Source organism: Spirosoma migulaei (genome assembly GCF_054776855.1).
Window position 1 is genome coordinate 32,951 of sequence record NZ_BAAHBG010000046.1, and the last position, 17,024, is coordinate 49,974.

At 44.0% G+C, this 17,024-nt stretch carries 23 protein-coding genes and 1 tRNA gene; 23 read left to right on the top strand and 1 reads right to left on the bottom strand.

What is annotated here, in order from left to right:
• Window positions 1–19: 19 nt before the first annotated feature.
• The 12 genes from rsmG (at window position 20) to ACYVGO_RS37505 (ending at window position 8,737) form a co-directional block, all read left to right on the top strand.
• Window positions 20–649, top strand: a complete 630-nt coding sequence (gene rsmG, locus ACYVGO_RS37450; RefSeq protein WP_210422417.1) for a 16S rRNA (guanine(527)-N(7))-methyltransferase RsmG — start codon at window positions 20–22, stop codon at window positions 647–649.
• Window positions 650–771: 122 nt separating this feature from the next.
• A complete protein-coding gene (locus tag ACYVGO_RS37455) occupies window positions 772–1,077 on the top strand; it encodes a PH domain-containing protein (protein ID WP_142775608.1) in 306 nt (101 codons plus the stop codon).
• Between the two features lie 122 nt (window positions 1,078–1,199).
• Window positions 1,200–1,273, top strand: a tRNA-Asn gene (locus tag ACYVGO_RS37460).
• A gap of 281 nt (window positions 1,274–1,554) precedes the next feature.
• Complete coding sequence (locus tag ACYVGO_RS37465) at window positions 1,555–2,769, top strand: hypothetical protein (protein WP_460973913.1); 1,215 nt, start codon at window positions 1,555–1,557, stop codon at window positions 2,767–2,769.
• A gap of 459 nt (window positions 2,770–3,228) precedes the next feature.
• Complete coding sequence (locus ACYVGO_RS37470; protein WP_460973914.1) at window positions 3,229–3,477, top strand: hypothetical protein; 249 nt, start codon at window positions 3,229–3,231, stop codon at window positions 3,475–3,477.
• A 33-nt stretch (window positions 3,478–3,510) separates the two neighbouring features.
• Window positions 3,511–4,149 carry a hypothetical protein gene (locus tag ACYVGO_RS37475; protein ID WP_460973915.1) on the top strand — a complete coding sequence of 213 codons (639 nt, stop codon included), beginning with the start codon at window positions 3,511–3,513 and terminating at the stop codon, window positions 4,147–4,149.
• Between the two features lie 77 nt (window positions 4,150–4,226).
• Window positions 4,227–4,571 (top strand): hypothetical protein, encoded by a 345-nt coding sequence (locus ACYVGO_RS37480; RefSeq protein WP_460973916.1) that lies wholly within the window; start codon window positions 4,227–4,229, stop codon window positions 4,569–4,571.
• A gap of 195 nt (window positions 4,572–4,766) precedes the next feature.
• Window positions 4,767–6,332, top strand: a complete 1,566-nt coding sequence (locus tag ACYVGO_RS37485) for a hypothetical protein (RefSeq protein WP_460973917.1) — start codon at window positions 4,767–4,769, stop codon at window positions 6,330–6,332.
• Between the two features lies 1 nt (window position 6,333).
• On the top strand, window positions 6,334–6,789 hold the full coding sequence (locus ACYVGO_RS37490) for a hypothetical protein (protein ID WP_460973918.1): 456 nt from the start codon (window positions 6,334–6,336) through the stop codon (window positions 6,787–6,789).
• A 171-nt stretch (window positions 6,790–6,960) separates the two neighbouring features.
• Window positions 6,961–7,902, top strand: a complete 942-nt coding sequence (locus ACYVGO_RS37495) for a PD-(D/E)XK nuclease-like domain-containing protein (protein WP_460973919.1) — start codon at window positions 6,961–6,963, stop codon at window positions 7,900–7,902.
• Window positions 7,899–8,234 carry a hypothetical protein gene (locus ACYVGO_RS37500; protein WP_460973920.1) on the top strand — a complete coding sequence of 112 codons (336 nt, stop codon included), beginning with the start codon at window positions 7,899–7,901 and terminating at the stop codon, window positions 8,232–8,234. Before ACYVGO_RS37495 ends, ACYVGO_RS37500 begins: the two co-directional genes overlap by 4 nt.
• A gap of 179 nt (window positions 8,235–8,413) precedes the next feature.
• Window positions 8,414–8,737, top strand: coding sequence for a DUF3850 domain-containing protein (locus tag ACYVGO_RS37505; RefSeq protein WP_460973921.1), 324 nt, complete (start codon window positions 8,414–8,416; stop codon window positions 8,735–8,737).
• A 96-nt stretch (window positions 8,738–8,833) separates the two neighbouring features.
• Here ACYVGO_RS37505 and ACYVGO_RS37510 read toward each other — a convergent pair whose 3' ends face one another.
• Window positions 8,834–9,379, bottom strand: coding sequence for an SHOCT domain-containing protein (locus ACYVGO_RS37510; protein ID WP_460973922.1), 546 nt, complete (start codon window positions 9,377–9,379; stop codon window positions 8,834–8,836).
• A gap of 137 nt (window positions 9,380–9,516) precedes the next feature.
• Here ACYVGO_RS37510 and ACYVGO_RS37515 point away from each other — a divergent pair, with 137 nt between their 5' ends.
• The 11 genes from ACYVGO_RS37515 to ACYVGO_RS37565 form a co-directional block, all read left to right on the top strand.
• The gene (locus ACYVGO_RS37515) at window positions 9,517–9,993 is read left to right on the top strand and encodes a terminase (RefSeq protein ID WP_460973923.1); all 477 of its coding nucleotides are present in this window, start codon (window positions 9,517–9,519) and stop codon (window positions 9,991–9,993) included.
• On the top strand, window positions 9,986–11,275 hold the full coding sequence (locus ACYVGO_RS37520) for a hypothetical protein (RefSeq protein ID WP_460973924.1): 1,290 nt from the start codon (window positions 9,986–9,988) through the stop codon (window positions 11,273–11,275). The genes ACYVGO_RS37515 and ACYVGO_RS37520 overlap by 8 nt, the downstream gene beginning before the upstream one ends.
• Before the next feature lie 50 nt (window positions 11,276–11,325).
• Window positions 11,326–12,036, top strand: coding sequence for a hypothetical protein (locus tag ACYVGO_RS37525; protein WP_460973925.1), 711 nt, complete (start codon window positions 11,326–11,328; stop codon window positions 12,034–12,036).
• Window positions 12,037–12,043: 7 nt separating this feature from the next.
• The gene (locus ACYVGO_RS37530) at window positions 12,044–12,379 is read left to right on the top strand and encodes a hypothetical protein (protein WP_460973926.1); all 336 of its coding nucleotides are present in this window, start codon (window positions 12,044–12,046) and stop codon (window positions 12,377–12,379) included.
• Between the two features lie 339 nt (window positions 12,380–12,718).
• Window positions 12,719–13,024, top strand: a complete 306-nt coding sequence (locus ACYVGO_RS37535) for a hypothetical protein (RefSeq protein ID WP_460973927.1) — start codon at window positions 12,719–12,721, stop codon at window positions 13,022–13,024.
• A 1-nt stretch (window position 13,025) separates the two neighbouring features.
• Entirely contained in the window at window positions 13,026–14,018 is a 993-nt protein-coding gene (locus ACYVGO_RS37540) for a hypothetical protein (protein WP_460973928.1), read from the top strand.
• Window positions 14,019–14,110: 92 nt separating this feature from the next.
• A complete protein-coding gene (locus ACYVGO_RS37545) occupies window positions 14,111–14,356 on the top strand; it encodes a hypothetical protein (RefSeq protein WP_460973929.1) in 246 nt (81 codons plus the stop codon).
• A 64-nt stretch (window positions 14,357–14,420) separates the two neighbouring features.
• A complete protein-coding gene (locus ACYVGO_RS37550; protein ID WP_460973930.1) occupies window positions 14,421–14,903 on the top strand; it encodes a hypothetical protein in 483 nt (160 codons plus the stop codon).
• 154 nt (window positions 14,904–15,057) lie between these two features.
• Complete coding sequence (locus ACYVGO_RS37555; protein ID WP_460973931.1) at window positions 15,058–15,633, top strand: hypothetical protein; 576 nt, start codon at window positions 15,058–15,060, stop codon at window positions 15,631–15,633.
• Between the two features lie 11 nt (window positions 15,634–15,644).
• Window positions 15,645–16,073 carry a hypothetical protein gene (locus ACYVGO_RS37560; RefSeq protein WP_460973933.1) on the top strand — a complete coding sequence of 143 codons (429 nt, stop codon included), beginning with the start codon at window positions 15,645–15,647 and terminating at the stop codon, window positions 16,071–16,073.
• A 2-nt stretch (window positions 16,074–16,075) separates the two neighbouring features.
• Window positions 16,076–17,024, top strand: a 949-nt coding sequence (locus ACYVGO_RS37565; protein WP_460973934.1) for a hypothetical protein, incomplete at its 3' end; no start/stop codon positions are given.

Here is a 17,024-nt window from a genome sequence, read left to right on the forward strand (position 1 = left end):
TTATTCCTCATTTCATTCAATGAACATGGATCTGATTCTAAACTACTTCCCAACGTTAACGGCCGAGCAGAAAGAACGCTTTGCCGCTTTAGATGGGCTATATCGCGACTGGAATGCGAAAATCAATGTAATTTCGCGGCAGGACATCGATGCCCTGTACGAAAAGCACGTTCTGCACTCGCTGAGTATCGCCAAAGTTGTGCAGTTCAAACCCGGCACCGAAATTCTGGATGTTGGCACAGGCGGGGGCTTTCCAGGAATTCCGTTAGCGATCCTGTTTCCGATGGTCGATTTTCATTTGGTCGATAGCATCGGTAAGAAGATAAAAGTGGTACAGGAAGTAGCGGATGCGCTGGGCCTCAAGAACGTAAAGGCGGAGCAGATTCGCGTAGAGCAACTGAATACGACCTATGATTTTGTGATAAGCCGGGCCGTTACACGTCTGAAGCCTTTTTTAGGCTGGGTACGGTATAAAATTCATAAAGCGGGCAACAACGACCGACCGAATGGTGTTTTGTACCTCAAGGGAGGAGATCTCACCGAGGAATTGGCCGAAGTAACGGATCGTTACCGGGTTTATGATCTGTCGGACTATTTTGAGGAGCCTTTTTTCGAAACCAAGAAACTAATTTATATACCTAAAAAATGACCGGGATTTAACAGATTCGAGGATTTTCAGGTTTTTTTTGCTTATCAGGGGTTTAAGCCTTATTGAAGCGACTAACAAAATCTGTTCAATCCTAAAATCGGCTAAATCCCGGTTCAGATACTATGCCAAACGAAAAATTCCGATCCAGCAGCTTTAAAGACCCCCTCACTCCCGACGAGGTTGTGTTCAACGACAAGGGGGTTACGTTTCGTGCCCGCAAATTGATTGGCGGTACGGATAACTTTGTGTTCTACTCCGACATATCGGGTGTTGAGATCGACAATGGCTTATTCTTTGCAACGGTACGGGTCATTCCGCGCGCTCGGCCTGAGATCGTGATCACGAATTTCTCCAAAGGCGATGCCCGACGGATCAAAGAACTGATTCTGGAGAATGTGCCCAGCCATCGCCCCGATCAATTTCGGTAAAATTTACACACGCCTTACCGCTGATTGCCATCAGGTTATCAAAAATTTGTCCTGGTCAGCGATATTTTTTAGGACTTATTACTTGCGTAGTATCGGGTTACGCACTACTTTTGCACCACGATTCCCGAATAGCTCAGTCGGTTAGAGCATCTGACTGTTAATCAGAGGGTCGCTGGTTCGAGCCCAGCTTCGGGAGCAACAAACGGTTTTATTTACCACAGGTCGCCTTGAAAAGCGGCCTGTTTTTGTTTTTAGTCTTCTCCTTCTCAGGTCCAGCGCTTTATTTCTCGCTACAATTCCCTGCTACAACCCAATTTGTAGCGGGAATCTCCCCCATGAAATAAAATATTAATTTATTGTTAAAAAATTATCCTCTCCTAATATTGGAATATGAATTTATTGACATAATATGTACCTTTTTGTAGGCGGTCAACGATGGCCGATGCTAAACTATTTATTAATGATCACTAAAAAAGAATGCCTATTAGTGTACGTTTTACCATTCGCAAGCATTATGATACGCTTTTGTGCCGCCTAAGTGTCGATGGTGCTGAGGGTTCATTATTCTCGCCTACTCGAAAAGGAGAATTGCCAATCATCTTTTCAGGGTTATGGAATCAAAAGCAACAAAAGCGTACAGATCGTACCAATGAGGCTACGGACTTCAATAAGCAGCTTCGAGAATTGGTAACCACGCTCGAAACGCTTTACAGTGAGCAGCGAAAATTGGGTTTTGTTGTTTCCCCTAAAACGATACAGCGCGAGTTTCAAACTGGAGAAAAGCCCCAGGCAGCTAAACCACCAGCCGCGCCAAAAAATACACTTATAGAAGCTTATCGCGCCCATATTGTAAGGCTAAAAGCTTATAAAGGCACAGATAACGAATTGTCGGGTTCAACAATTGAGAAATGGAAATATGGGTTATCCTATCTGGAAACATACCTGAAAGCCCAGGGTGAAGAGGGCTTGATAGTGGACTATGTTGGGGTTGGCTGGTCTGTCGATTATCATGTTTGGTTAATGAAAACCGGCCCAATGTCTGCTGATAGTGCTACGCGCTACCTTAAGCGAATCAGTGAATCTATAGACGGCTATAATGATCGTTTGTCGCCAATGGACCGACAAAAAGCCTTTAACCCCATTGCTGGCATGAAGTTCGGTAGAGGAAAAAGTAAAGAGGTGCATTTTCTTGAAAAACCCCATCTGGCAAAATTCTGGCAGCTGGATAACAGGGGTAAGGGTGGTGAGTGTATTTGGTGGATGGGGTTAATATTCCTGACTGCTATGGACTACCCCGACGCTGTACGATATATAAAAGATAGGCCTGCATATGATCGAGAAGGTAATACAAGGCCAAGCATCCTTATTCATAGAGATAAGCCGCCTAAGGCACTCTGTAGAATTCCAGTTTGGCCAGAGCTCACGGCACTACTTGAACATATACCAGCAGGAGACCCACCTAGCGCTGATGAGATTAACGATTATATGAAAGGGGTTGAGGTAATGATTAACTACCCGCATCGACTTACCTGCAAGACTGGCAGGCGAACAGGCGGCTATATCTTCCTTTTGCGAGGCTATACAATACGGGCTGTTAGTCGTATTATGGGGCATTCCAGCATAGCAGTTACTGAGCGTTATTACGTAAAAGTGACAAGCGAATTAGTTGAACAGGAAACCGATTTGTTGTAAGCTCTCTGTAAACAGTTGTTTACGAAAAGATGCTCAGGGTATGGTTTGGCTTACATTAAGCCAAATGCAGCCCTTAATGAGTACGATAGAGCAAATAATAAGGCGATTCCTAATGCACCCTGGCGTAAGGCAATCTTATGTAGCTCATAGGCTATACGGTGGCAATAAGTCAACAGCAAGGGCCAAGCTCCATAATAAACTGTATGGTGTAGAGGGCAGAGAGTTTACGCCTGATGAACTGGAAAAGCTGTACCAGATTCGAAAGGAGTTTTTGCAGGAGCTACTATAAGTATATTTCTGTTTACCAAATCCAGTAAATCACTCTCGAAAATGGGAGTGATTTATTTTTTAACTTTTATTTTAATGATTGTTATATATTTCATTAATATTTATTACATTTGATCCATGATTAACAATTCAGTTAGTCATCTGCTACCAACAGCCAGCCCCTGAGCACTCATGAACTTTGATTTACTCCCTCACAAAGAAGGCAAACGGCAGTCAGTTGCTGTTAAAAATGCCAAGATTACAATTATACATACTGAGCAGCAGCGGTATAGCATTGTAGCTACTGAGCCCGATGGAAAGAAAATTATCACTGCATTTGCAAAGGTTAGTCTGGCTAATGTGCCTGACATGATAACTGTTGCCGAGGCTTTGATTAACCGTCAGGGCCAAACAGCAGTAAACCCCTTCAACATTAATTAATTTTTGTTTCATTTTTTATAACTAACAGTAATCATGAAAACCAACACTGAAACAATGCCTGAATTACCTGCTGATGCTCAGGCAATGCTTAAGCCTTATCAGAAAATGAACTCAATAGGTGAGGTAGTAGATAAGTACAAATACCTCGAAGGTCATCCGAAGCAGTACCGATGTGATGCTAAAGCCGGTCAGTTTAATATTAATGGACTTGACAAGATTGGCCCAGCCTTCACATTCCAGCCTATTGCCTGGAGGATTTTTACAGACAATATTTTGAACATGGGTACAAAAAATTGGGCTGAAATCTTTTTCGTTGATGAAAAAAACTGTGTTTCGGCTCTGCTGTTTCACGGCTATTCGGTTGATAACCTGTTTCGGTTAATTGAGCCACTGTATTATGATGACTTAACCTTAGCTGATGTTGTCATTACGGCTATACTCGAAAAGAAAGATTACACAAAAGATGCTACGAAAGGGGTCTATTACATTGCGTCATTCAGCTATAAGATTGGCGATTCAGCGAAAACGGCTGAGTTAAAGGCGTTTGCTCAGGATCATAAAATCTTTCGGCAGGAAACATTGACCGACATTGCCAATATTAAAACGGCTATGAATTTCTATAATCCGTTTGCAGCGCCTGCTGATGAGCCTGATTTGCTGTCTGCCGGTTAATTCTTCACCCTTTTCACCTACCGGCATCAATGCCGGTAGGTGACCTTAAATATTTGGCAATGAATAATGACAACATAATGACTGAAGAAGAAATTGAATTTCAGCTTCAACTTCTAAAGGACGAAGATCATAAGATTCACGAGGCAGCGCAGGCAGCTTACTTAATTGTCAATCAGAAAAGAGAGATACTTAATCAGGCATTCTTGCGTCTAAGCCCCTTCCAAAAGGGAGACTCTGTGAGAGTTCACAAGGCATTTAAAGTTAAAACGGAAGATGTCGAATGTCTAATTGAGGATGTTTATAGGGGATTCCCGCCACACAAGTATATGTATCGCCTTTCAAGGCTGGATAGTGGTAGGCCGTATGATATCAGGAATGTAAAAAGGATTGAGCTAATAAGTAAGGCTGTTAATATCAACTAAGCTAATCAGCTAAATGAATCCCCAAATTCAGCCAAAAAGTAGGGTACGAGTATCCGTACACCGAAACGGCAGACACCTACGCAACTTCAACGGTACTGTTATCTGCTTCACTAAAAACGACCTGATAACAGTTGCTGAGGACCAAAAGACTACCCGTAATAATTATTCACCAGAACACGTAAAACTGATAAAATCATGAGCGTTGATACCCTTGAACCAAAAGCGATTACGCCTAAAATTATTGCCGCTAATTCCCTATCTACTCAGCTTGTGTCTATGGGTATTACCAGGGCTATGATTGAGGAAAAGGCAGCCAAATATAACAGCCTTGTTATTGCTGGACCTGATGACAAAGAAGGTGAAGAACTGGCAAAAAAAGCCAGACGTACGCTTGTTACTACCCGTACCTCGATTGACAAAAAGCGTGAAGAATTAAACGCTGATGCCCTGCTTACTCAGCGTACAAATAACGCCCTGGCTAAAGAGTTGACTGTATTGATTGAGGAAATTGAAAAACCTCTTGATGCCAAAATTAAAGCAGTTGAGGCTGAGCGTGAAGCTATCAAGGCTCAAAAGTTGGCCGATGAAGCAGCAAAGTTTACGGCTCGGGTTAATAGCCTGCATGCAATTGGCGCTAAACCCGTTGGTAGTAGTTTCGATGTGTTTGGGGTCATGATTGATGCGATTGAGATTAAGGAGTTTCCAGATGCTGAATGGCAGGATTTGTATGCATCTGCTGAATTTGCATTCCAAAATGAACAGGATCGATTGCTTGAAGTTGCAAAGGCTGAGGAAAAGGAAAAGCAGCGTATTGCCGCTGAGCAGGAAACCGAGCGTCAGCGCTTGGCAGCAGTAGCGACTGCTCAGGCTGCTCAGGCATTACTGCTACAGCAGCAGCAGGCAGCTTTTGAACAGCAGCAGCGTGAACAGGAGGAGCAGCGTACAGCTAAAGAAAAGCAACAGGCTGAAGCAGCACAGAAGCAACAGGATGAATTAAATAAACTGATTCTTGATGCTCGGGTTAGCCGATTAGAAGGTTTGGGCTTTGTTCGTGGTGTACATACGACAGGACCAGCAATGCTGTTTGATGGCAGGGTAGTAAGTTCGGTTGAAGGTTTGGGGAATATGTCAGCAGCAGAATTTGAGGAATATGTAGCCTCACACTGCAACTGGGTTGCTGATATGAAAATTATCGCTGAGTTGCTGGAATCGCGCAAAGCTCGTTTGTTAGAAATCGGTTTTGAGCAGGGCAATAGAGGCTTAGAAAATCCTGACCATATTTTGACTGATGAAAGCATTCTTGATCCTGATGATGATGAATTTGATAGATTCATTAAGACAACTAAGGAAATGGCTGATTTACGTATTCAGCGAGAACAGGAAGCGGCTACGTTTGAGCTTCGTATTGGTACTGTGGCTGATGCTGGCTTTACTAAAAATAGTCATGGCTTCTACTTCTATGGCGAGCAATCGTTAACAGTAAAAGATATTTCCAGCCTACCAGATAATGAGTTTGCACACATTATTAAAATTGCCAAACAAGCGCAGGCACAGGCTGCACATGATAAAATGAAGGCTGACAAAGCCCGTACTGCTCGTTTAAAATCCGACAAGTCAAAGCTCCTCGATTACATTACTACTGTTGGCAGTACTCCCAACTTGGCTCTTACTGAGGCAGAAACTCTTGATCTGTATATTGAATTTGAGAAATCGCTTAAAGTTCTGATTAATGACTTTTCGGCCAAAGTAGAAGCTCTGTAAAATGGCTCGAAAGTTCACGGCCTACGGGTCAATTAATCAGGATGGAGTACTGTACGTCGATGAGCTAGATAAGTTCCAATCGGCGTACAGTACATGGGCTGGGTGTAAGGTAGGGATTGATCTATATGAACTGGAGCCCATAAGGTCCAATCCAGCAAACCGCTACTATTTTGGTGTCATTGTCCCTGTTGCTCGAAAGGTTATTAATGAAGCATGGGGTACTACCTATGGCAAAACAAAGATTCATGAGATACTGAAAGAGAACTGTAATCAGGTAGAACATGAAACTACATCGGGCAGAGTGATTATGATTACTCTCGATACGCACGATATGCCACACTCTGAATTCTGTGAGTATGTGGAACGAGTTCGCAATTTCTTGGCCGAATTTTTCTATTGTCAAACGCCCGATCCAAATAAATTTTGGAAGTCACAAGGTAAGTCCGCAATGAAGTAATAAAAAAAGACGAATTGAAAGCATGAATAAGCCAGATCCAGCAAAAATAGTATTTGCCCAAACCTGTAGCGCTAATTGGGAAATCAAAGGGAACGGCAGCGCTTTTACTGTTCAATGTCGTATCTGTGGGGTCTATGTATGTGCAGGGGGTACGCCTAAATGCCTGAAACCATGAAAAAAGCACGATTAAAGCTAACTCCTGGGCAGATTAAGCGAATTGACCATTTTCTGTTCCATGAAGCCCCAACAAAATACGATTATCAGCAATACTTTGATAGTCGGCAGCATTGGCCAAAAGGTGGAATGGGTTGGGCCTGCTTAGCGCAAGGGGGAACAGGGATTTTGCGGCTCCTTTTGTGGTACCATCATCATTATAAGCCTGGGTCCAATGAATGGCGCCCGAAAATTATCATTAAAGCACTACTTACACACCTTTACCCCCCAGCAAACATTATGAACGAGCACGAATATAGAACAGGCCTCAAACGCTATGCAAACAGCGATTTGTCAGAGTTGGCCAATACCCTTTTTAATCGATCAGGATTTAAGCCAAAGCCTGAAACCCTGGCTTTTGGTGTTGCCTTTCACACGCTGATTCTGGAGCCTGAGAAACGGCAGTCTATTCTGCTGGCAGCTGGCATAGGTCAACAGCAAATGATCAGCCTGTATGTAATGGAAGAACGGCTAAAAAACTGCACTGACATTTATACAATGCTGGCTGATGCCAAGAAAGAGCAGGTTGTACAGTGGGTTGATGGGCCTACCGGCTTACTGTGCAAAGCCAAGATTGATGCCATTATACAGCCGAAGGCAAACCATTATGTAGACCTAAAAACAACGTCCTGTACGTCTCATAGTGCGTTTGTTCAATCCTGCTATGATTATGACTATGATCGGCAGGCAGCATTCTATCTATCATCAGACCCAAAGGCTAGCTTCTTTGAGTTTATAGGCATTCAGAAGGTAGCACCGTATAACGTATACCGTGTATCGTTTCACAAGTCCCATGAATTTATTTTATACGGAATGAAAAAGGCAAATTACCTGCTCAGCAAAGCCAAAGAGCTAAATTTTGTACCTAGCAGCTGGAGCAGGCAGGAGGTTGAGATATGACTCGATTTGCTAAGCTAAAATCATACCTGAATGCGGATTTCTACTATGGTGGAGCTATCCGCTGGTTGTTGGTCGATAAGAATGGGAATAGCGTTGACTGTGATCGATGTGGCAATATTGCAAATGCTATTCTGAAAACTACCCGAACACTTGGAACCTATTACGTACCACTTTGCAAAAAACACTTTCATCAGACATTTCCTGACGCCTATCAAGTGCCTGATGTTCGAGTGTATAATAAGCCAATTAGAATTCGGAAAACGCCTTTGAAAATAAGTCTAAAAATGAAAGGGTGGCACTATGTGAATGCCCAAAAAACACAGAAAAATTAATTATGAGACCAAGATACATTATAGTAAAGACTTGCGACCTCTTAATAATGTCAGACCAAGTTAATGCACTAATAGCTGATGGCTATTTCCCAATAGGCGGCTTATGCTCAGTCAGTACTGACTATGGCATAAATGGCAATGTTATGTTTTATCAAGCACTTATTTTAAATACCTAGTATATGCCGGAAAATACAGAGCCTAATCATAATTATCAACTTGCCTTAGATCATGGTTACGAGTTGATGCCAGACCAGAAAGTACATGAGCTGAAGGTTTGGGCCAAATATTTCAAAGCTTTAGACGATGGTACAAAGCCCTTTGAGGTTCGCAAGAATGATAGGAGCTTTCAAGCAGGGGATATTCTATTTTTGCATGAATATGACCCTTTAACTGATACTTTTGGTAATCAGTATCTGTACAGAGAGGTTACCTATGTCCTTCATGGTGGAGAGTTCGGAATAGAATCAGGATTTGTTGTAATGGGACTTGCGGGGCTTGATTGATAGTAAAACAATAACCATCGAATTAAACACACTAAAGCCCGTTCGAAAATGTTCGGGCTTTAGTGTTTAACAATTATTATAAATTACCCTGCTACATTATTGATTGAGCAGTTTCTTTTTTTGGTCATCATATTCAGCCTGTGTAAGAGCCCCTGCATCTAATAGCCCCTTTAGCTTAATAAGTTCATCGGCTACTGAGGCTACAGGCTTGGTAGTAACAGCTGCTGTCGAAGGGTTAAAAACCTTCTGTTGATTAATAGCGGTTAGTTCACCCGTTTTTATAGCATCCTCTAATTCGACCGCAAAGTTTAAACTACCTCTTGGCAGAATAATAGCTAAATACTTCTGTCCTGCCCCTTGCCGTTTTAAATCCCGTAGCTCCAGCACTGTTAAAAATCGACCGCTGTAGTTTCTATCTAAATGATACTCAGGCGTACCTAGCAGAAAGTTAGCTGCCCTGGCTACGTATTTAAACGAGCCACTAGGCATTGTGCCCTGACCAAAGTATAGCGTATCCCCTATTGCTACTGTGTAGCCTGACACAGTTATAGGCTCAAATACTTTCTTGCCTCCTATCTGAGCAGAACACAGGAAAGGGCAAAGCAGTACGGCTAGGGCAAGAATTGTAAATCGTTTTAGCATGGTGGTTTAGTTATTATTTCCAGCAATAAGCAATAAATAAGCCCCAAACCAAAAGCCAGTACGCTCCTACTGATAGCCTACCCATTGAGGTAACAATAACTTTTGTTATAATTGTATTAATATTTGTTATATCAACAATGCCAGCACCAGAAGGGAATACGTACGCAGCCGGTAATGAAGGTGGTCGACCGTCTAACTACGTCGAAACCTACGCACAGCAAGCCTATAAGCTTTGCCTTCTTGGAGCAACAGACGCTGACTTAGCTGATTTCTTCGAAGTTACCGAGACGACAATAAACAATTGGAAGAATGCACACCAAGAGTTTTTTGAGTCCATAAAAAAGGGTAAGACTCTGGCTGATGCAGAAGTAGCTGATAGTCTGTACAATCGGGCAATTGGCTACTCACACCCTGACACCCATTTTACCAGCTTCGAGGGCAATGTCATTCAGACGCCAACAACCAAGTATTATCCTCCTGACCCAACGTCAGCCATATTCTGGCTTAAAAACAGGCAGCGTAAACACTGGAGAGACAAGGTTGATGTAGAGCAGACAACAGAGGTAACGGTAACAGTCAAACGTCAGAAGAAAGAGCAGCCAAAGAATGACTGAAATAGAGCTCATACTACCTGAACTGCATGCAGCACAGCAGACTATAGTTGATAGTCGGGCTCGTTTCAACGTGCTCAGGTGTGGGCGTCGGTTTGGTAAGAGTGATTTAGCCAAAGATCTGCTGATAGAAACAGCATTAGATTATCATTTGCCAGCCTCCTACTTCAATGCTACCTACAAACTCATGGCTCAGTTCTGGGATGAGTTTAAAGACATGGTTGCTCCTATTACGATCGATAAGGACGAGCAGCAAAAAACACTGTGGTTTGTAGGAGGTGGACACGTTGACTTTTGGTCAATGCAGGATAAGAATGCAGGTAGAGGCCGTAAGTACAAACGGGCTATTGTCGATGAAGCAGCAATGGCTGACGATTTAGAAACTGCCTGGACTCAGTGCATACGGCCAACGCTGACCGATTACAGGGGGGATGCCTTCTTTATGTCGTCTCCAAAAGGCAGGCTCAACTACTTCTTTCAGCTGTCAGAGCGTTGCAGGGCGCAAAAACCCAACTGGAAAGAGTTTCATTTCAAAACAACCGATAACCCGTACATAGATCCTGCTGAGGTAGACGATGCTCGGGCTGATTTGGATGAGCTTACATTCCTGCAAGAGTACATGGCTGACTTCGTTGAGGTTGGCGGTCAGAAGTTCTTTTATGCCTTTAAAGATTCGGCTCATTTCTTCGAACTGGAAACTACAAGGCGCTACAATCCTGCCTTACCGGTTTATCTGGCTTTTGACTTTAACATAATCAATTCTGTAATCGTCGTACAGAAGCAGCCTGACAAAACCGGCAAACTGTGCCCTGTAGTACTCGAAGAGATTCACCAGGGCGGCAGTGAAGAGGAGGATTTAGAGGCAACCTGTAAAGAGATTGCCCAGAAGTACGGTAAGAACTTCCTTCATTTTACGGGGGATGCATCAGGTAATTCAGGATCTGCTACAAGCAAAGGCAACCGGTCAGCATGGCAGGAAATTAAGCGCTTTATGTTCAAATACGGCGCTAAGTTCTGCAACTACGAGGCTGTACCTGCCAGTAACCCCCCCCTCGTCAACAGTCGTACTATCTGCAATTCCCTTATCAAGCATTACGGCCCCAGCTTCGGCATTAACCGCAAAGAATGCCCTGTGCTGGCTGGTGACGTCGTGCGAATGAAATCAAGTAGTGATGGCGGGTTAGACAAAAAGGATTGTGACAAATACAACTACGGTCACCTGGGGGACTGCCTACGCTACTACTTCTGCAACTTTGAGTATACCACGTTTAAAAACCTAAAATAATGCGAACAGACCACTTAAAGACTGATGACCAGCTGATTAATGACAGCTACATGCTGGCACTCAATGAGCTATGCAGCACCTTATCTGTTACTGACTTTCAGTCATTTAATGTTGACGAATTCTGTAACAAGCACAGTATAGCAACAGGCCTGTTCACGGTGCTGCTTGAAATGGGCTTTGTTCAGTCTAGCTACAAAGGCAAGTATACCGGTTATCGTGTCACAAAGTCACTGCATCAGGTAACTCCTCAGCAGGCTATTAAGTGGGTTGGTAATAACATAGGATTGTCGGCTGATGCTGCTCAAAAAGAAGCTATTGGCAAGCTGACAGCTATTGAATCAGAATCTACTGCTGTCAGTAGCAATGCCCGTTCAAAGAAGCCAGCAATTAACTGGCACAGCCCAAAGGAGGAACAGCCAGTAGCAAAGCCTGTACCATCTAATCAGGGCTGTATTGGCTGTGATGGTTTTGCTGAGGATTGTGCTACTGATGGATGCTATAAGAAGTTAGCAGCACAGCCAGCGATTAAGCCAACAGCCTTTCCGGAGCCTCCTCGAATGATTGATTCCGCAAAGGAGCGTACTGCTGACCGTTTCGTATATGCTCCATCAGCCGACAAATACCATAAGCAAGTCGATTTTGAAACAGCGAAAGTCATTGCAGAGGATTGGGCTAAGGAGTTGGGCAAACCTGTTGTCATCCTTCGCTCACTCTGTACCGTCGAATGCATACATCAGTTCAAATACACATCTTTAGTTTAATACGATTATGAGAAAATCAGCAATGATAGGCGCTAGTATGCTGGCAATGGCTGGCGCAATGTTGAGTGCTACAGCCGTTGAAGAGGTTGACACTCATACCAGCCGCAATGTCTCAGCACAGAGCAATCAGTCATCAACGCCTAAACAGCAGGATCAGCAGGAAGCGGTAAAGCCAGATGCTACCGTTGTGTCTCGTTGGGTTTGGCCTGACGAGCGGTTTGCCTATGCTGCCAGAAAACGGGCTGTAGTTCGTAAGTCGGCAAATTGGAGCCCAAATACTAGCCGTTCGTTCAACAAAATCAAGCATGGGCGTAATGCCCGACGCAAACACCGTCGGTCGTAGAATAATACAACGATCTTCAGTATAACCCTGCCCTTTTTATCAACCTAACAATTTATAGTACAAACCTTAACACCTTAATTATGCTGTATTGTATCCCTAAAAAGGGCTGGCCTGTAGTTCAGTATACCAGCGTCGAAGAGCTAAACGCTTTTCTAGTATTTCACGGCGGCAAACCAGCACGTATAGAGATTGACGGTATTGCCTGGACTACATCAATTGTCAAGGATGAAGAGCGGACAATATTCATAAAGCCTCATTTCTGGCTACGTGCAATGGGTAGGGGTCAATTCTCAGCCTGTAGTGACTTAATATTTGGTGAAACCTATAACGTGTACGACGATGCCGATTTACAGTGCTGAATTGCGAAAGGGGGTTATAGCTCAGGTAGTAGAGGTTAATGCTACTGAAACGGAGAACCTGCAATGTTGTCGGGTTAAGGTGTCTGATGACTGTGAAGCTAACGAGCTCTGGTTTTTCGTGCCTGTAAATGACGTACAGGATGGCGATTTAGTAGGCAGGCTGATGAGTGAAACGGGTATGGCTTCACCTCCTATTATCCTGCAACTCAATTCCTCAGCGGCTACCCTGGCTATCATTCAGGATCTAACAATTATCTACGGGAATTTAACAGCCGTTGGCAAATAATATGGAAAACCCATTTGATTCTACTGTCGGCCTGAAAGGGGTTACCAGTCCTGAGCCTGCTGTACTGGTTAACAACCTGACCGGCATAACTACCCAGATGGTAGCGGCATTGATCAATCCTGATAACAGTAGCACAGCTGCTATCTGGGCAAGTATCAAGAGTCAGGCACTTGATAAGCTACGCAACATCATTGAAGGGGAGCTAACAAAATCGGCCGATTTTCAATATATCCGTACTCGAACGGGCGATTTGATAGGCGAAGCATCCGACTCAGTAATAGCTGCATCGGCTGTTTATGCTGGCTACATTGTCACAGCGCCAATCAAGGCTACAGATGAATTGTGGCTCAATTCCTTTGCTGTCAATTCTGCCAGCCTGACCGATGTAACAACTACAATAAAGGTATTCAGTGCATCAGGTAAGGAGCTATTCAGCAAAACGGTAACGGTTAAGCCTGATTACAATGAATTGTCAATCGGCTATGGCGTCCGCTCACAGTTTGGCCGTAGTGCTACTGTGTTTGTTGGAATTGACACAACGAACCTGCCATTAACTGTTCAGGGAACGGGTCAGGAGTGGTTAGGCTGTGATTCTTCGTTCGACCTTGCTAGTGCATCAGCTTCTGTTGCTGGACCTTATGCCGTAGTAGGTTTGGCACACAAAACCAGTACCGCCTTTATGCTCGACGCTGTAATTAGACGCTCATTGCTCGACGTAATTGCTAGTTACGAGTCTCGTCTACAGTGGGCATATGCCAACGTTTGCGGTTCGCTGCTCATGGGTGAGCGTCGGGGCTCAACAAACGTCAACCTGTTTACCAATACCCTACGCGATACGGTTGAGGAGCTTGAAGCTAAGTTCATGGATGAGGCTATACTACTGGCAAAGCCTATTGCTCGGGATATGCTAAAAGAACTGGCTGTCAAGAATGTAGTAACCGATAAAGCAGACAGGCCGTTTGACCCTGGCTATCGTGTTGATGGCTTTGTATAACTGTAACTGAGCACGATTACAAGACCCCGCTACCGTAAATGGAGCGGGTTTTTGGGTGAAGAACAGCATTGTTCACTAAACAACTTTATAGCATGAAAACCTTAGTAAAAGTTACCTGCAACTCGAAGAAAGAGAGCAAAAGTTACATTGAAGAGCATCCAATCAGAACAGAAATTGAATTGGTTGTTCCTTATGACCCAAAGTCAGACTTCCACAAACTTTCTGGCGGCACTAACCTGCCATTGTGTACAGTTAATCAGGCCGTTGCTGACATGTTTGTACTTGGCGATGAGTACGACATTGTAATTACTCCATCTAAGAAGGTAGTAGCTGAGTAGTGAAGCAAAAACCTGCTGACAGTTAGCAACTTGTGTTAACTGTCAGCCTTCTAAGCAAGTAGCTATGTTCTCTCTCAAGATCGAATCTAACGCCGAATCTGTATTTGATTCTATTATTCGCTCCCTGCAACGGGTTGAGGATAATGCACAGGAAAACTTACGCCGTGCTGCTGTTGACTCGCTGGCTATTATTGCCCATCGTATCCAGCAACAGGGGGAAAATGCCGAAGGTAGCAGGTTACGCACTAAAGCAATTGTTCGCAATGGCGCTTACTCCAAAGCCTGGGCAAAGAAACGGCTTGAACGAGGGGAACAGATTGGCTACATGGATTTTAGTCACAATGGCGATTTATTCAGGGCTTGGCAGGTAACCAGCACCTCAAAAACAGAGGCAAGCGTAGGGTTTATTAATAATAAACAGGCTGATATAGCTACAGGGCTGGAAGAGCAGCAAGGGGAAAAGGTATTTGTCCTTTCCACCTCGGAGCAGGACTTTGTATTAGAAGGCTGGATACCACGAATTGAAGATGATTTACAACTACGCTAAACAAATGCTATGGTAGTCCTAATAAAACCAATACTCATTATCATTTGCCTTCTGTGTTTCTGCTGGATGGTTATACTGAATCATCCATTTGCAGCAGTATTGATAATGTTAATCTGTGCGCTAATTATCACGGTGTACTATCCACAAATAGACAATGATTAACGACAGTATTACGGCCATTAACACAGCACTTGCTGAACGGATATCAGGCATTGGCAACTGTCAGATTCTGGATACGGCCAAACTTGTGTATGATCAACAGGAAAAGGGCATGAGGCTCTTTGTCGATGACACCGAGCAAAAGCGGCTGACACTGGATGACTCATTTGTATTTCAGTCGGTGCATGTCATCGGTCGGCTGCTGCTTAATAAGGGGCTGTCTAACACGTTCGGCACAGTGACTGAAAACAGGTACGATCTGTCTGTTACGTTCATCGTGGCAGGCACAGCTGCTAATCTGATAGATATTGTAACGGATGCCTTTGGCTTTGTTACTCACATCCGAATCGAAGAGGTAATAGCTGATACATCCGACGTACTCCGTAGGCTCTGGATTCAGCCAATGGATCAGGATAAAAACTACAATCCTGCTTTGTCAGCTGTTGCTATTCGCTACATGATACCTGATGCTAAGGTAATAGTCGCTAACCTGCTCAAGCCGGAAGATGACCTGGATCAAGTTCCACCGCCGATTGAGCCGATTGATGTATGGACAACAATAGAATGGTAAACAACTAACTGATGATCGAAAAGCTAATTTTTCTAAAGGTAAATGAGTTGCCAGACATTGGCTACGCAAATGCTGTTTACTTCGTCCCTGCTGGTGACTATGTAGAATGGTATGTGTCGAGCAAAGAGGGGGTTTTGTACAAGATTGGCAATACTGAGATCTTGAACGAGATAGCTAGCCTTGCCAGTACAACTGAGCAATCAAATCAGGATGCCCAAACAGCAAAAAATGAAGCTGTAGCAGCTAAAGATATTGCTGTAGAAAAGGCTAGTCAGGTTGCCGCAAACATGGAAACGGTACAAGATATTGTTGATTCCATTGTTACCGTTTTTGCTACTGCCAGCAATACCTTAATTATTAGCTGGAACCCCAACAATCCAAATTACTCCATCGTAGACACCCGCTATGGCCCTAATACAGCCATTGGTATAACTTTTTAATCATGTACTCAGAAGCACTCACTATTGCTGCATTGGATGGTATTCTTGTCGATTTAGAGTTTGCCAGCAAAACTATTATCTCTGGCTCAATCAACCCAGTTGATTCAGTCGGGAAAGATGGCGATTACTACATAAAATCAGGAACAAGTATTTTTGGTCCAAAAGTCGGGGGCGTATGGCCTGCTGGGGTATCAATCATTGGTGCCAATGGAAACAAAGGTTGGTCACCCGTCTATGCCATTGTCAACACAAGTACTAATAGCTATTTTCAGGTTGCCGACTGGACAGGGGGCGAAGGAACAAAACCCGATGTCGGACAATATCTGGGTAGTAGCGGCTTAGTTGCCGACACTACCAATGCCACTAACTTTCGGGGCGCTCCCGGAGCCAATGGCGCTGGGGTGAATATACGGGGAGCGTGGGCAGCAAACACGGATTATGCTATTAATGATGTTGTTGAAAATGGCGGTACGTCCTATTACCGAAAAACAGTCGGCAACTCAGGAATCTCCTTTGATGGCATTGGGACCAATTGGGGTCTTTTTGCACTTGGTGGTGGTACCGCTGACAATACAGTTACCGAGCCCAAGATTGATGCCACCTTACTCCCCCAGGTCAAGAACAAAACCCTGATGGATATTCAGGCGGAGGTCATGCCTAATCTGGCTCTGCCTATTGGGGTTGACAAGACCTGGAGTACCAGCATTGTTCAGACGACCAGCGTTGGCAATTACGCAGTCAATAAAATAGCAGTTTCGCCGGGTGAGGTAATTACCATTGAGGGAGTATCAAGCAACGCGTTTTCGGGTCGCTATTACAAGGCTGATGGTACCTGGGCTAGTCGCGATATACTCACGAATGAAAAGACGGTGTTCGATACGGGCTTTGCCCTTCGGGTAAACACCGACCCGCTGATTGCCGGGGTAGCTCTCTACATGAGTGCTACGATTG

Coding starts and splice junctions, on each gene's coding strand:
- ACYVGO_RS37470 (WP_460973914.1), top strand. CDS start 3,229: ATGAACTTTGATTTACTCCCTCACAAAGAAGGCAAACGGCAGTCAGTT.
- ACYVGO_RS37520 (WP_460973924.1), top strand. CDS start 9,986: ATGACTGAAATAGAGCTCATACTACCTGAACTGCATGCAGCACAGCAG.
- ACYVGO_RS37495 (WP_460973919.1), top strand. CDS start 6,961: ATGAAAAAAGCACGATTAAAGCTAACTCCTGGGCAGATTAAGCGAATT.
- ACYVGO_RS37485 (WP_460973917.1), top strand. CDS start 4,767: ATGAGCGTTGATACCCTTGAACCAAAAGCGATTACGCCTAAAATTATT.
- ACYVGO_RS37560 (WP_460973933.1), top strand. CDS start 15,645: ATGATCGAAAAGCTAATTTTTCTAAAGGTAAATGAGTTGCCAGACATT.
- ACYVGO_RS37555 (WP_460973931.1), top strand. CDS start 15,058: ATGATTAACGACAGTATTACGGCCATTAACACAGCACTTGCTGAACGG.
- ACYVGO_RS37535 (WP_460973927.1), top strand. CDS start 12,719: ATGCCGATTTACAGTGCTGAATTGCGAAAGGGGGTTATAGCTCAGGTA.
- ACYVGO_RS37550 (WP_460973930.1), top strand. CDS start 14,421: ATGTTCTCTCTCAAGATCGAATCTAACGCCGAATCTGTATTTGATTCT.
- ACYVGO_RS37525 (WP_460973925.1), top strand. CDS start 11,326: ATGCTGGCACTCAATGAGCTATGCAGCACCTTATCTGTTACTGACTTT.
- ACYVGO_RS37500 (WP_460973920.1), top strand. CDS start 7,899: ATGACTCGATTTGCTAAGCTAAAATCATACCTGAATGCGGATTTCTAC.
- ACYVGO_RS37475 (WP_460973915.1), top strand. CDS start 3,511: ATGAAAACCAACACTGAAACAATGCCTGAATTACCTGCTGATGCTCAG.
- rsmG (WP_210422417.1), top strand. CDS start 20: ATGAACATGGATCTGATTCTAAACTACTTCCCAACGTTAACGGCCGAG.
- ACYVGO_RS37515 (WP_460973923.1), top strand. CDS start 9,517: ATGCCAGCACCAGAAGGGAATACGTACGCAGCCGGTAATGAAGGTGGT.
- ACYVGO_RS37505 (WP_460973921.1), top strand. CDS start 8,414: ATGCCGGAAAATACAGAGCCTAATCATAATTATCAACTTGCCTTAGAT.
- ACYVGO_RS37530 (WP_460973926.1), top strand. CDS start 12,044: ATGAGAAAATCAGCAATGATAGGCGCTAGTATGCTGGCAATGGCTGGC.
- ACYVGO_RS37455 (WP_142775608.1), top strand. CDS start 772: ATGCCAAACGAAAAATTCCGATCCAGCAGCTTTAAAGACCCCCTCACT.
- ACYVGO_RS37545 (WP_460973929.1), top strand. CDS start 14,111: ATGAAAACCTTAGTAAAAGTTACCTGCAACTCGAAGAAAGAGAGCAAA.
- ACYVGO_RS37490 (WP_460973918.1), top strand. CDS start 6,334: ATGGCTCGAAAGTTCACGGCCTACGGGTCAATTAATCAGGATGGAGTA.
- ACYVGO_RS37510 (WP_460973922.1), bottom strand. CDS start 9,379: ATGCTAAAACGATTTACAATTCTTGCCCTAGCCGTACTGCTTTGCCCT.
- ACYVGO_RS37540 (WP_460973928.1), top strand. CDS start 13,026: ATGGAAAACCCATTTGATTCTACTGTCGGCCTGAAAGGGGTTACCAGT.
- ACYVGO_RS37480 (WP_460973916.1), top strand. CDS start 4,227: ATGACTGAAGAAGAAATTGAATTTCAGCTTCAACTTCTAAAGGACGAA.
- ACYVGO_RS37465 (WP_460973913.1), top strand. CDS start 1,555: ATGCCTATTAGTGTACGTTTTACCATTCGCAAGCATTATGATACGCTT.